Source organism: Actinomadura sp., from assembly GCF_044508335.1.
GTDB lineage: Bacteria > Actinomycetota > Actinomycetes > Streptosporangiales > Streptosporangiaceae > Spirillospora.
In genome coordinates, this window is sequence record NZ_JBIQHY010000036.1 from 1 (window position 1) to 12,916 (window position 12,916).

Below are 12,916 nucleotides of genomic sequence, written 5' to 3' on the forward strand. Positions count from 1 at the left end.
ACCGCCACGGTGACGCCCGAGACGGCGACCGTGCGCCCGGCCGTCGCCATCGTCGCGGCCAGCGCGTCCTCCACGGACCGGCCCCGCCCGATCTCCTCGCGGAACCGGCTCACCATGAACAGGCCGTAGTCGATCGCCAGCCCCAGGCCCAGGAAGGTGGTGATGTTCACCGCGAAGATCGACACGTCGGTCACGTACGTCAGCGCGTGCAGGGCGGTGAACGACCCCAGGATCGCGATGCCGCCGATCATCAGCGGCAGGCTCGCCGACACCAGGCCGCCGAAGATCAGCACCAGCAGCACCAGCAGGACCGGCATGGCCATGCCCTCGGCCCGCCCGATGTCGGACGAGACCCGCTCGTTGATCGCGGCCTCCGTGGCCACCGACCCGCCGACCTTGGCGGTGAGCCCGCCGCCGACGTCGGTCAGGTCGTCCCGGATCGCCTCGTAGCTGTCGCTCCGCGCGCCCTCGTCGGCGCCGGCGAGCCGCAGCACCGCGTAGGTGGATCTGCGGTCCTGGCTGACGAACTGCGGCGCGCCGGTCGACCAGTACGTGCTCGTGGCGGCGACCTTGTCCGGTGGCAGCGCGGCCAGGGCCCGCTCGACCGACGTCCGGTACGCCGGATCGTCCACCGTGGTGCGCCCCTGGTAGAGGACCACGACGTCGGCCTCGTCCCGTCCGAGATCCCGCTCGGCGATGTGCGCCGCCTTCGCGCTCTCGCTGCCCGGCGTGTCGAAGCCGCCGGACGTGCTCAGCGCCCCGAAGACGCCCGTCCCCCACACGCCGGCGAAGACCAGCACCGCGCCGGCCGCCGCGAGGACCCATCGCCTGCGCAGGTGGACCCACCGTCCCCATCGATCGAACATGACCCGTTCCCCTCTGCGAACGCCTATCAGTTGAGTGAACGCCGTAAACTGCGAACGACGTTAACTTCGCATACAGTGTTAGCTTTCGTCAAGGGCGTTCATGGGGAATCATGCGGAGACGGCCCGGAGCGGCCGGCGAGAGCAGGGAAGAGGGCGGCGAATTGGAAACACGGCGTGATCGGCTGCGCGCCGCGACGGTCCGGGAGATCTCCGGGACCGCCCGGCGCATCCTCGTGGAGGAGGGGCCGGAGGCGGTGACCCTGCGGGCCATCGCCCGCGAGATGGGCATGACCGCGCCCGCGCTGTACCGCTACTTCGGCAGCCACCGCGAGCTGCTGCGGCACCTGGTCGGCGACCTGTTCAGCGAGCTGACCGGCGAGCTGCGCGGCGCGCTGGAGAAGGTGCCGCCCGGCGACATGGGCGGCAAGTTCCTGGCCGTGTCCCGCCAGTTCCGCAGCTGGTCGCTGGCGCATCCCCGCGAGTACGCGCTGCTGTTCGGCGCGCCCGTGCGCGGGGCCGAGGACACCGACGAGGCCGACTTCGCCGACGAGCGCGCCCGGGAGTTCGCCTGGACGTTCATGGACCTGTTCCTGGAGCTGTGGAAGAAGAAGCCCTTCCCGGTGCCGGCCGACGAGGACATCGACCCCGCCCTGCGCGAACAGCTGCGCCACTACCGCGACGACGTCCTCGGCATCGACCTGCCCCTCGGCGTCATCCGGCAGTTCCTCAAATGCTGGATCCGCCTCCAGGGCGGCGTGAGCCTGGAGGTGTTCGGCCACCTGAAGTTCGCCCTGGACGACGCCGCGCCGATGTTCGAGCTGATGCTCACCGAGGTCTCCACCGACCTGGCTCTCCCGTACCGGCCGCCGTCCGCGGGCTGAACCGCGGGCGCCCTACGGCCCGTCCCTCACGGACGTCTACGAACGCCACATCGCCGATGACGTGCGAAGGCCCCGGGCGGGGAGCCCGGGGCCTTCGTGCGCGGTCGGCGCGTGCGGTCAGTAGGACGGCTGGCTCGGGTCGATCTGGTTGACCCAGGCCACGATGCCGCCGCCGACGTGGACGGCGTCGGAGAAGCCGGCGTTCTTGACGACGGCGAGGGCCTCGGCCGAGCGGACGCCCGACTTGCAGTGCAGGACGATCTTCTTGTCCTGCGGCAGGCGCTCCAGGGCGGAGCCGTTGAGGAACTCGCCCTTCGGGATCAGCGTCGCGCCCGGGATCGAGACGATCTCGTACTCGTTGGGCTCGCGGACGTCCACGAGGAAGATGTCCTCCCCGTTGTCCTGCATGGCCTTGAGGTCGTGGACGGAGATCGTGGAGTCCTTGGCGGCCTCGGTGGCCTCCTCGGACACCGCGCCGCAGAACGCCTCGTAGTCCTCCAGGAGCTCGGTCTGCGTCGGGTTCTTGCCGCACAGGGGGCACTCGGGGTCCTTGCGGACGTTGACCGAGCGGTACGTCATCTCCAGGGCGTCGTAGATCATCAGCCGGCCGACGAGGGGCTCGCCGATGCCGGTGAGGAGCTTGATCGCCTCGTTCACCTGGATGGAGCCGATGGACGAGCACAGCACGCCGAGGACGCCGCCCTCGGCGCAGGACGGGACCATGCCGGGCGGCGGCGGCTCGGGGTAGAGGCAGCGGTAGCACGGGCCGTGCTCGGCCCAGAAGACCGAGGCCTGGCCGTCGAAGCGGTAGATCGAGCCCCACACGTACGGCTTGCCGAGCAGGACGGCCGCGTCGTTCACCATGTAGCGGGTGGCGAAGTTGTCGGTGCCGTCCAGGATGAGGTCGTACTGGGAGAAGATGTCCATGATGTTGTCGCGGTCGAGCGCGGTGTTGTGCACGACCACGTCGATCAGCGGGTTGATCTCACGGACGGTCTCCGCCGCCGACTCCACCTTCGGCTTGCCGAGGGACGACTGGCGGTGGATGATCTGCCGCTGCAGGTTGGACTCGTCCACGACGTCGAAGTCGATGACGCCGAGGGTGCCCACGCCGGCGGCGGCGAGGTAGAGGAGGGCGGGGGAGCCGAGCCCGCCGGCGCCCACGACCAGAACCTTGGAGTTCTTGAGGCGCTTCTGCCCGGACATGCCCACATCGGGGATGATCAGGTGCCGCGAGTAGCGGTTGACCTCGTCGCGGGTGAGCTCCGCTGCGGGCTCGACCAGAGGTGGCAACGACACGGTGGGTGCTCCTGTGCTGACGCTCGGCGGTGAGTAGAGGAAGACGTCACTGTCCTCACCCGCACAACCTTGCCATGTCCCGCGGAATTCCCCGCGACCGCCCGGCCGTCGCGTGACGCGGAGCACCCGCATGACCCGGGAACCAGCGGGCACAGGGGCAGGACGCACGAACGTCCACACAGGAGGAGGAGCCATGGGCTTCCTCGACAAGCTCAAGAACACGGCGCAGAAGGCCAAGGGCCAGGGCAAGCGGGAGGCCGGGCGGCGGTCCGGCGACCCGTCCCTGGAGGCCGAGGGGCGCAGGGACCAGGCGTCCGGCGGCGCGAAGCAGGTCGGTGAGAAGGCCAAGGACGCCGCGCAGGAGGCGCGCAAGACCTTCGGGACCGGGTCCTGACGGGACCCGCTGGGGAGGCCCCTCCGCGGAGGGGTCTCCCCCTGTCCGTACTCCCCGGGAGGGCTTCCTCGCCATAACGGCGGGGCGGAATGTCGCGAAGCACAGTTAATCTTGATTGTTGTGGCATTCACGCCCCCCTCGCAGCAGCCGCCGCGCCCCCCGTATCCGGGCCCGCCGGGGCCGCCCTACGCGGGCCCGCCGCGGCCCGGCGGCCCGCTGCCCGCACCGCGCGACCCGCTGACGGTGCTGGGGCTGACCGGGCGCCAGTGGATGCTCGTCGCGCTCGTCGTCGGCTGCTGCTACCTCCTCATCACCGGGATCGCCATGACGGGGGCGTGGGCGACCTACCACCGCGAGCCCACGAGCGCCGAACTGCAGGTGGCCGCGAACAAGGAGGTCGCGCGGCGCTGGCAGGCGTGGCCCGCGAGCCGCATCTTCCCCGAGCGGATCCCGTACCGCCCCATCGGCCGGCACACCGAGTACGCGACCCGGACGGGCATCGTCCCCGAGACCGGCTGCTTCCAGGCCGTCGACGAGGAGATCGCGGCGGCGCTCGCCCGGCACGGCTGCCGGGCCGTCCTGCGCGCCACCTACGTCGACCAGCTCCAGGGCGTCGTCGTCACCGTCGGCGTCGTCGCGTTCCCCGACCCGTGGAAGGCCGACCGCGCGTACAAGGAGATCCCCGGCTCGAAGGGACCGGACGAGGAGGGGGCCGGGCCGGTCGACCCCGCGCTGCACGCGGCCGCGTTCCCGGGCACGGCGTCCGCGAAGTTCACCGACAAGGCCCGCCAGGACCGGACGAGCGACCGCGGCGGCCCGTACGTGGTGCTGACGACCTCGGGGCAGTCCGACGGACGCCCCGCGTCGGAGATCAAGAAGGCGCGGCCGGGCGAGCTGTTCGCCGTGGCGCCGCAGATCGGCCACGCCGTCGCGCGGTCGCTCGCGGTCAAGGCGGTGCCCGACTGCGACGACCCGGAGTGGGAATGCTGAGGCGTTCGCGGGCGGCCGCCGCCCTGCTGGCGGGGGCGCTGGCCGGGAGCTGGCTGGCGCCCGTCCAGGCGCACGCGGACGAGGTCCGCGAACTGCAGCGGCCGATCCTGAAACTCCTCGGCACGGACGCCGCGTGGAAGGTCACCAGGGGCGAGGGGGTGACCGTCGCGGTCATCGACTCCGGCGTCGACCCGAACCAGGCGGACCTGCGCGGCAAGGTCACCACCGGCCCCAACATGATCTCCTTCGTCGACCGGGGGAAGCCCGCGCGGCTGCACGGCACCGGGATGGCGTCGCTGATCGCCGGGCACGGCCACGGCTCCGGCGGCCGCTCCGGGATCATCGGGATGGCCCCGCGGGCGAGCATCCTGTCCATCCGCGCCATCAGCGAGCGGGAGGACGCGGGCTTCGCCCTCTACAACCGGTCCGAGCGGGCCAGGAAGGCCGTCGGCCGCGCCATCCGCTACGCCGCCGACCACGGCGCCGACGTCATCAACCTGTCCATCGGCAGCGGCGAGGAGGTCGCGGACGAGCGCGAGGCCGTCGGGTACGCCATCGGCAAGGGCGTCGTGGTGGTGTCGGCGGCCGGCAACGACGGCGACAAGGACCGGCTGCTGGACGAGGACGGGTTCGCGCCGTACTCCTACCCGGCGTCCTACCCCGGCGTCATCGCGGTCGCGGCCGCCGAGCCCGGCCACGCCCGCGCGCCGTTCTCCAACCGGAACTACTCGGTGGTGCTGTCCGCGCCGGGCGTCGCCGTGCCCGCGGCGGCCCCCGGCGGCCGGTACTTCATCGGCGCCGGCACCAGCCAGGCCAGCGCGATCGTCTCCGGGATCGCCGCGCTGATCCGCGCCGAGCACCCGGACATGGCGCCGGCGCTGGTGTCGCAGGCGCTGGTGGAGAGCGTCCGGCACGGGCCGAAGGACGGCTACGACCCCGACATCGGGTTCGGCGAGGTGCACGCGGCCCGCGCGCTGTCGGCCGCGGACTCGCTCGCGTCGACGGCCGCCGGGCCGGGCAGGGGCAAGCCGGCCCGGGAGCGGTTCGGCCCGGGGGACCCGGGGCCGGTGAAGATCATCGACCGTCCGGCCTGGGTCACCTGGCTGGTCGTCGCGATCCTGGTCATCGGCGTCGGCGGGGCCGCCGGCGCCGGCGCGATCTCCCTCGCGTTCCGGCGCCGCCACCCCAGGGCCGCGGACGGCCCGCCGCCCGGCCCGGCGACGGGACCCGGGCCGTACGTCCCGCCGCCGCCCCGCCCGCCGTACATCGCGCCGCACCCGCCGGGACCGGCGCCGTCCGGCCCGCGCGCCGCGCCCGGCGGCCCGACGTTCACTCCTCCCTGACCCTGCCCGTACGGGCCCGGCTTCGGCTACGCTCCGCTGCGTGTCGCGCGCCGATGTCTCCGCCCCGGGCACCGAGCCGGAACCGGAATCCGGCGAGCCGCCCGGCGGCCGGCGGGTGTCGCGCCGCACCGCCGCGCTGGTGGCGGCGTCCGCGTGCGCGACGGTGTTCGTGGTCGCCGGCGTCCGGCTGTCGGCGGAGCTGACCCGCGGCCCGACGCCCGCCGAGCGCGCCGCGGCGACGGCGGCGGAGCTCGCCGGCCGCTACCGCACCTGGCCGGCCGGGCGGATCTTCCCCGCCGAGCTCCCGTACACGCTCGGCCAGGCGTCCCCGGAGACGGCCCGCCGGGTCGGGATCGGCGCCGACACCCGCTGCGAGGCGGCCGCCGACGACGCGCTCGTCCGGTCCCTGACGTCCCGCGGCTGCCGGGCCGTGCTCCGCGCCACCTACCTCGACCAGGCGCAGGGGCTCGCGGTGACGGTCGGCGTGGTGGTGTTCCCCGGCGAGCCGGCGGCGCGCGAGGCGGTCGAATGGTTCTCCGACGGCGCGCCGAGCCCCGGCCTGCGGGCGCTGCCGTTCCCCGGCTCGGTGGCGGCCCGGTTCGGCGACGCGGCCCGGCAGGCGTCCGCCGCCGCCCAGCGCGGCCCGTACGTGGTGGCGGCGACGGCCGGGTACGCCGACGGGCGCCCCGCGCTGCGCGGGGGGCAGCCCGACCCGGCCGAGCTCGCGCCGCAGCTGGTGCGGGGCGTGCTCCGGCCGCTGACCACGCCCGCGAAGGTCCGCTGCGGGGAGCGGGAGTGGCGGTGCTGAGGCGGGCCGCCGCCGCGCTGGCCGCGCTGTCGGCCTTCGCCGCGCCCGCCCTCATGCCCGCCGCCGCCCGCGCCGATCAGGTGCGGGACGCGGTGATGCCCGTCCTGGAGTCGATGAACGTCCCGCGCGCCTGGACGATGTCGAAGGGGCGCGGCGTGACCGTCGCCGTCCTCGACTCGGGGGTGGACGCCGACCAGGCCGACCTGGCGGGGTCGGTCACCGCGGGCCCCGACCTCACCCGCGGCGCCGGCCCGGCGGGCGCCCGGCCGAAGCGGCTGCACGGCACCAACATGGCGTCCATCATCGCCGGGCACGGCCACGGCCCCGGCAACGCGCTCGGCATGATCGGCGTCGCGCCCGAGGCGCGGCTGCTGTCCCTGCGGGTGATCCTGGAGCGGGACGAGCAGGGCTTCGCGGAGTTCACCGGCGCCGAGCGCTTCGCGGGGACGATCGCGGACGGCATCCGGTACGCGGTCGACCACGGCGCCGACGTGATCAACCTGTCGCTGGGCCGCTCCTACCCGACGCCGCGCGAGCGGGAGGCCGTCGCCTACGCGATCCGGCACAACGCGGTGGTGGTCGCCGCGGCCGGCAACGGCGGGAACGAGGGCGCTCCGGGGGGCGTGCGGGGCCCCTCGAAACGGCGCCGCGGCTCCGGCGGGGCCGCGGCGGGCGGGCACACCGAGTACTCCTACCCGGCCTCGTTCCCCGGCGTGATCTCCGTCGCCGCCGTGGACGCGGCGGGCCGGCACGCCGGGTTCTCCAACCGCAACTCGGGTGTCGTCGTGTCCGCGCCCGGCGTGCAGATCATCGGCGCCGGGCCGGACGGCGGCTACTGGATCGGGGACGGCACGAGCCCGGCGACCGCGTTCGTCTCCGGCGTCGCCGCGCTCATCAGGTCGCGCCATCCCGGCATGGCGCCCGCGCTCGTCTCGCAGGCGATCGTGGAGAGCACGCGGAACCGCCCGGAGCGCGGCTACAACCGCGCCGTGGGGTTCGGCCGGGTCGACGCCGCGGCCGCGCTGGCCGCGTCCGACGGCCTCGCCGGCGCCCGGATGAGCGCCGCGGGCCTGCCCGGCGACCGCCGTTTCGCGGACGAGCCCGTCCGCCCGGTGCAGGTCGTGCACCGTTCGGGCGCGCTGGTCCTCACCTACGCGGTGGTCTGCGCGCTGGCCCTGTTCGGCATGGCGGGCGCGGCGGTGTTCCTGCGCGGCGCGCCGCACGATCCGGGAGAATCGGGGGATGTGGTCCGAACCTGATGAGTACGCCGAGGCGGTGCTGGACGCGGTGGAGCGCATCCCCCCGGGCCGCGTCATGTCCTACGGCGACGTCGCCGAACTGGTGGGAAGCGGAGGGCCGCGGCAGGTCGGGCGGGTCATGTCGCTGTACGGGGGCGCCGTCCCGTGGTGGCGGGTGATCCGCGCCGACGGGAGCCCGCCGCGCTGCCACGAGGGCCGCGCCCACGAGCACTACCGCGCCGAGGGGACGCCTCTGCGCCCCGACGGCCGCCGCGTCGACATGGCCCGCGCCCGCTGGCCGGGACCGTCCTGAACCGCGCCCGGAGCCGCACCCGGCACGGGCGGCTCGTCAGGCCGCCCGTGCCGGGTGCAGCCGGACGGCGCCGGCGATCACGGTCGCCAGGACGAGGGGGCTGAGCGCGGCGGCGAGCACGGGGGCGCTCGCCATCAGGGCGCCGGCCACGGCGGCGCCGGCGGCGAGGCTGAGGATCACGGCGGTGCGCAGGCCCGCGGCGCCGCCCTGCCCGACCGCGAACCCGCCCATCATGGACGTGAGCGTGCCGGTGACGAACGTGGTGGTGATGCCGTCCGCGGACAGGCTGCGCGCCGCCGCCGTCTGCGCGCCCATCGCGGTGGACGACAGCGTGATGAGCGCGATCAGCCCGCCGCCGCGCGGCGCGGCGCCCGCGGCCGCCCAGCCCGCGAGGAACACGGTCTGCAGCGCGAGCACGACGCCGAGGACGGCGGTGACGCGGGGCGGCCAGACCCGGCCGGGTGCGGGGCGCCCGGCGATGAGGAAGCCGGCGAGCAGGCCGCACGCGAACGCCAGCGTCGCGGCGCCGCACCGGGCCAGGTCGGCGCCGCTGCCCTCGCCGGCGGCGAGGCCGAACAGCACGATGTTGCCGGTCATGTTGGCGGTGAAGACCTTCTCCATGCCGAGGAACCCGACGATGTCGGTCGTCCCGGAGCCGAAGGTGAGCAGCACCAGCAGCGCGGCGCGCAGCCGGAGCGGTCCCGCGGCGGGACGGGCCCCCGCCGCCGCGGTGGCCGCGGCGGCGGGGGACAGATCGGACGAGGCGGTCAACATACCCCCTAATAGATGATCAGCCCGACCACCGTGGCCACGACCAGGCCGGCGATGACGGGCAGGAACGAGCGGCGGACGAGTTCCAGCACCGGGACCCGGGCGAACCCCGCCACCGCGATCAGCGACGACCACGCGACGAGCACGCCGCCGCCCGCCCAGATGCAGCCCATCTGCCCGATCGCGGCGAGCAGCGCCGGGTCGACGCCGGACGCCGGGCCGAGCGACCCGGACAGCGAGCCGGTCAGCGGCAGCCCGGAGAACCCGGACCCGTCCAGCCCGGTGAGCATGCCGATGATCAGCACGCCGAAGCCGACGACGTACTGGCTGTCGGGGATGGCGTCCTGGATCCGGACGACGATGTCGAACAGGAAGGCGGGCGCCTTCGCGCCCTCCTCCATGCCCATGATCTTCCCGGCGAAGTCGGCGTTGCCGATGAAGAAGAACCCGGCGATGGGGATGACGATGCCCATCGCCCTCATCGCGAACACCAGGCCGTCCACGACGTGGTCGGCGCACCGCTCCAGGCTGCTCCGGCCGTCCTTGGCGATCGTGGCGGACAGCAGCAGCGCGGCGGCGACACCGCCGACGAGCGCGGCCGCGTCCCCGCCGACGACCTCGGGGACGAGGCCGGTGAACTTGCCCAGCATCATGTAGCCGACGAGGCCGATGAGGGCGATCGGGACGATCACGGCGAACGACTTGGACCGCCGGGGGCAGTCGGCGCCCGGCGCGTCGTCGCCGTTCATGGACGCCAGCGCCTCGCGGGCCATCGCGTCGCCGCCGGCGTCCGCACCGCCCGCCCCGCCGCCGGTGTCCGCGCCCGTCCCGCCGCCGCTCGCGGTACCGGTCCCGGCGCCCGTCCCGCCGCCGGACGTGCGGGACCCGCCGCCCGAGCCGGGGCCGGGGTCGAGGACGGCGACCGAGCCCTCGCCGCCGACGGTCTCGGTCTGCAGGACGCGGCGCCGCGGCAGCACCCGGATGAGCGACCGGCGCGGCGCCGGGACGGCGGCCTCCGACTCGCCGGCCTCCCAGCGCTCCAGCAGGACGGCGTCCGGCCTGCGGAACTCCGAGCGGGACATCAGGTAGCCGAGGACGAGCGCGATCCCGCCGGTGATCAGGGACAGCACCATGGAGCGGTCGGCGACCGCTCCGGTGTCGACCCCCGCCGCCTTCGCGGACAGGCCGGGCGCGACCTGGATGACGTAGTCGCTGGACAGCGCCATGCCCTGCCCGGCGATGGCGATCGCGACCGCCGCGCTGATCGGCGGCAGCCCGGCGGCGATCGCGGCGGGCAGCAGGATCGCGCCCATCAGCGGCACCGCCGGCGTCGGCCAGAAGAACAGGCTGATCACGTAGGTGACGAGCGCGAGCACCCAGAAGGCGGAGTGGCCGGACCGCATGACGACGCGGAACGGCTCCACCATGCGGCGGTCGGCGCCGAGCGAGCGCAGCGACCCGAGCAGCGCGGTCACCAGCGCGATGATCAAGAAGATGCTGAACAGCTCGGTCGCCGCGGTCAGGCTGGCGTTGAAGATCGACTCCAGCCCGGTGACGAAGTTGCCGGTGAACACCCAGGCGGTGAGGAACGTCGCCGCGACCGCGGGGATGACGACGTTCTTGCGGGCGATCATCACGGCGATGATGAGGATGATTCCGGACAGATAGATCCAGTGAGCGGCTCCCAAAGGACGCCCCCTCCCTGTACGCGCCTCTGCTGGACCGGTGGGCGCAACGATTGCAGAGAATCTGCTCGATCGGCGAGAGGTGAACAATGAGGAACGTGCACACGACGGACTTAGTCATTTTGTGCACCATGTCGGGCACCCGGCCGATGAACCCGCAGGGCCCGGCATCCCTGTGCACGGTGCCCAAGGAATCCGCGGAATTCCCGGCACTCGGTCCGTATCGGCGCTGATCAGGCGCCGCCGAGACTGGGCGGCATGTCACCAGAGTTCGGACTTCCCGGACGCGGCCCGGCCGCCGGGGCCGGCGGGATGGTCGCCGCGAGCCACCCGGCGGTGAGCCTCGCGGGCGCCCGCGTCCTCGCGGACGGCGGGAACGCCGCGGACGCCGCGCTCGCCATGGCCGCGCTGTCCTGGCTCGCGCTGCCCGGCCAGTGCGGGGTCGGCGGCGACGCGTTCGTCCTGCTGCGCCGCCCGGACGGCTCGGTGGCCGCGTTCGGCGGCAGCGGCTTCGGCCCGGACGGCGGCGAGCCCGCCTTCTACCGGGACCGCGGCCTGACCGCCCTCCCGCTGGAGGGCGCCCTCGCCGTCGCCGCGCCCGGCGCGGTCGCCGCCCTCGCCGCCCTGCACGCCGACTCGGCGTCCCGCGGCCTGCCCGAGCTGTGGGCGCCCGCGATCGCCGCCGCCGAGGACGGCCTGCCCTGCACCGCCAAGACGCGCGCCGACATCGTCGAACGCCGCGACGCGCTCGCCCGCGACCCGGGCACCGCCGAGGTCTTCCTGCCCGGCGGCCGCGTCCCCCGCACCGGTGAGCCGGTCTTCCAGCGCGACCTCGGCGCCACCCTGCGCCGCCTGGCCGCCGACCCCGGCGACCTCTACTCGGGGGTGCTCGCCGAACGCTGCGTGGACGCCCTCGTGGACGCCGGGGCGCCCTTCTCCGGCTACGAATGGCTGGCGAGCGGCCGCTCGGCCCCCGAACCCGCGCTGACCTGTGCCTACCGCGGGACGACCGTCCACCTCACGCCGCCGCCCACGCCCGGCTGGATGGTCGCCCAGCAGGCCGGGCTCTGCGACGGCGTCCTCTCCGGGCTGCCGTGGCTGTCGGCCGAGGCCGTCCACCGGATGGCCTCGGCCGCCCGCATCGCGTTCGCGGACCGCTTCGCCGGCTGCGGCGCCGACAACGACCACTGGCGCGAGCTGCTCACCCCGTCCGCGCTGGAGGCCGCCCGCGCCCGCCTCGACGCGGGCGACCTCCCCGCGGCCGCGCCCTCGCCCGTCCCCGCGGGCGGCGACACCACCTCGATGGTCGCGGTGGACGCCGAGGGGCGCGCGGTGAGCCTCATCCACTCCCTCGCGTTCACCTTCGGCGCCCGGATCACCGTCCCCGGCACGGGCATCGTCCTGAACAACCGCCTCGGCCGCGGCGCCTACCTGCTCGACGGCCACCCCAACGAGGTGCGCCCGCGCCGCCGCCCCCTGCACACGCTGAACGCGTGGCTCGTCACCGACGCCGCGGGCCGCCTCCTGCACATCGGCAACACCCCCGGCGGGGACGGCCAGGTCCAGTGGAACACCCAGCTGATCTCCCACCTGCTCGACCACGGGCACGACCCGGCCACCGCGGTCGCCGCGCCCCGCTTCACCGTGCACCCCGGCAGCGACGCCGACGTCCTCGGCAGCCCGCCCGAACTGCGCGTCGAGTCGCGCCTCGGCTCCGCCCGGATCGACGCCCTGCGCGCGTCCGGGCACGACGTCACCGTCCAGGGCCCCTGGGACGGCGGCGGCAGCGCGCAGGTCGTCTCCGTCGCCGGCGACGCCCTCCTCGGCGCCTCCGACCCCCGCCAGGACGGGGTGACCCTCGGTGTCTGAGCGGTCCGCCATGCCCCGCCCCCAGGGCGCCTACGTCCCGGTGGTCGCCGAACCGCTCGGCACCGGCGACGTCCTGATCGCCACCGCCGGCATGACCCCCCGCCGGGACGGCCGCCTGGCCGTGACCGGCCTGGTGGGCCGCGACCTGGACGTGGGCGCCGCCCGCGAGGCCGCCGCCCTGGCGGCCCGCAACGCCGTCGCCGCCGCCACCGCGGGCGCGCCCGGCCGTGTCCGGAGGTGGGTGCGGATGAGCGTGTACGTCGCGTGCGCCGACGGGTTCGCCGAGCTGTCCGCGGTGGCGGACGGGGCCTCGGCCGTGCTGGACGAGGCGGCGCCGGGCCTCGGCCGTCCCGCCCGCAGCGCGATCGGCGTCCGCGCGCTGCCCGGCGGAGCCCCGGTCGAGATCGAACTGACCGCGGTCGCCGCGGCGGCCGATTCGAGCGCGGAGGACGAGTGAAC

At 74.9% G+C, this 12,916-nt stretch carries 13 protein-coding genes; 9 read left to right on the forward strand and 4 right to left on the reverse strand.

The window, feature by feature from the left end:
• Positions 1 to 866, reverse strand: an 866-nt coding sequence (locus tag ACIWVC_RS15125) for an MMPL family transporter (RefSeq protein WP_396454243.1), incomplete at its 3' end; no start/stop codon positions are given.
• 161 nt (positions 867 to 1,027) lie between these two features.
• On the opposite strand from ACIWVC_RS15125, the gene ACIWVC_RS15130 reads away from it, so the two are divergent.
• A complete protein-coding gene (locus tag ACIWVC_RS15130; protein WP_396448339.1) occupies positions 1,028 to 1,747 on the forward strand; it encodes a TetR/AcrR family transcriptional regulator in 720 nt (239 codons plus the stop codon).
• Between the two features lie 117 nt (positions 1,748 to 1,864).
• Here the strand turns inward: ACIWVC_RS15130 and moeZ are convergent, their stop codons facing one another.
• Positions 1,865 to 3,046, reverse strand: coding sequence for an adenylyltransferase/sulfurtransferase MoeZ (gene moeZ, locus ACIWVC_RS15135; protein ID WP_396448341.1), 1,182 nt, complete (start codon positions 3,044 to 3,046; stop codon positions 1,865 to 1,867).
• Between the two features lie 193 nt (positions 3,047 to 3,239).
• On the opposite strand from moeZ, the gene ACIWVC_RS15140 reads away from it, so the two are divergent.
• The 6 genes from ACIWVC_RS15140 to ACIWVC_RS15165 all read left to right on the forward strand — a co-directional run bounded on the left by ACIWVC_RS15140 (position 3,240) and on the right by ACIWVC_RS15165 (position 8,132).
• Positions 3,240 to 3,440 (forward strand): CsbD family protein, encoded by a 201-nt coding sequence (locus ACIWVC_RS15140; protein ID WP_396448342.1) that lies wholly within the window; start codon positions 3,240 to 3,242, stop codon positions 3,438 to 3,440.
• Positions 3,441 to 3,560: 120 nt separating this feature from the next.
• Positions 3,561 to 4,430 (forward strand): hypothetical protein, encoded by an 870-nt coding sequence (locus ACIWVC_RS15145; protein WP_396448343.1) that lies wholly within the window; start codon positions 3,561 to 3,563, stop codon positions 4,428 to 4,430.
• Positions 4,424 to 5,773 (forward strand): S8 family serine peptidase, encoded by a 1,350-nt coding sequence (locus tag ACIWVC_RS15150; RefSeq protein WP_396454244.1) that lies wholly within the window; start codon positions 4,424 to 4,426, stop codon positions 5,771 to 5,773. The genes ACIWVC_RS15145 and ACIWVC_RS15150 overlap by 7 nt, the downstream gene beginning before the upstream one ends.
• 40 nt (positions 5,774 to 5,813) lie before the next feature.
• Positions 5,814 to 6,581, forward strand: coding sequence for a hypothetical protein (locus ACIWVC_RS15155; protein WP_396448345.1), 768 nt, complete (start codon positions 5,814 to 5,816; stop codon positions 6,579 to 6,581).
• Positions 6,569 to 7,840 (forward strand): S8 family serine peptidase, encoded by a 1,272-nt coding sequence (locus ACIWVC_RS15160; protein ID WP_396454245.1) that lies wholly within the window; start codon positions 6,569 to 6,571, stop codon positions 7,838 to 7,840. The genes ACIWVC_RS15155 and ACIWVC_RS15160 overlap by 13 nt, the downstream gene beginning before the upstream one ends.
• Positions 7,824 to 8,132: an MGMT family protein gene (locus tag ACIWVC_RS15165; RefSeq protein ID WP_396454246.1), complete on the forward strand. Its 309-nt coding sequence runs from the start codon at positions 7,824 to 7,826 to the stop codon at positions 8,130 to 8,132. The genes ACIWVC_RS15160 and ACIWVC_RS15165 overlap by 17 nt, the downstream gene beginning before the upstream one ends.
• Before the next feature lie 36 nt (positions 8,133 to 8,168).
• Here ACIWVC_RS15165 and ACIWVC_RS15170 read toward each other — a convergent pair whose 3' ends face one another.
• Complete coding sequence (locus ACIWVC_RS15170; RefSeq protein WP_396448348.1) at positions 8,169 to 8,906, reverse strand: YoaK family protein; 738 nt, start codon at positions 8,904 to 8,906, stop codon at positions 8,169 to 8,171.
• A 5-nt stretch (positions 8,907 to 8,911) separates the two neighbouring features.
• A complete protein-coding gene (locus tag ACIWVC_RS15175) occupies positions 8,912 to 10,591 on the reverse strand; it encodes a hypothetical protein (protein WP_396448349.1) in 1,680 nt (559 codons plus the stop codon).
• A gap of 255 nt (positions 10,592 to 10,846) precedes the next feature.
• Between ACIWVC_RS15175 and ACIWVC_RS15180 the strand changes: the two genes are divergently transcribed.
• Together ACIWVC_RS15180 and ACIWVC_RS15185 are read left to right on the forward strand one after the other, a co-directional pair.
• The gene (locus tag ACIWVC_RS15180; protein WP_396448350.1) at positions 10,847 to 12,457 is read left to right on the forward strand and encodes a gamma-glutamyltransferase; all 1,611 of its coding nucleotides are present in this window, start codon (positions 10,847 to 10,849) and stop codon (positions 12,455 to 12,457) included.
• On the forward strand, positions 12,450 to 12,914 hold the full coding sequence (locus tag ACIWVC_RS15185; protein ID WP_396448351.1) for a RidA family protein: 465 nt from the start codon (positions 12,450 to 12,452) through the stop codon (positions 12,912 to 12,914). Before ACIWVC_RS15180 ends, ACIWVC_RS15185 begins: the two co-directional genes overlap by 8 nt.
• Positions 12,915 to 12,916: the final 2 nt, after the last annotated feature.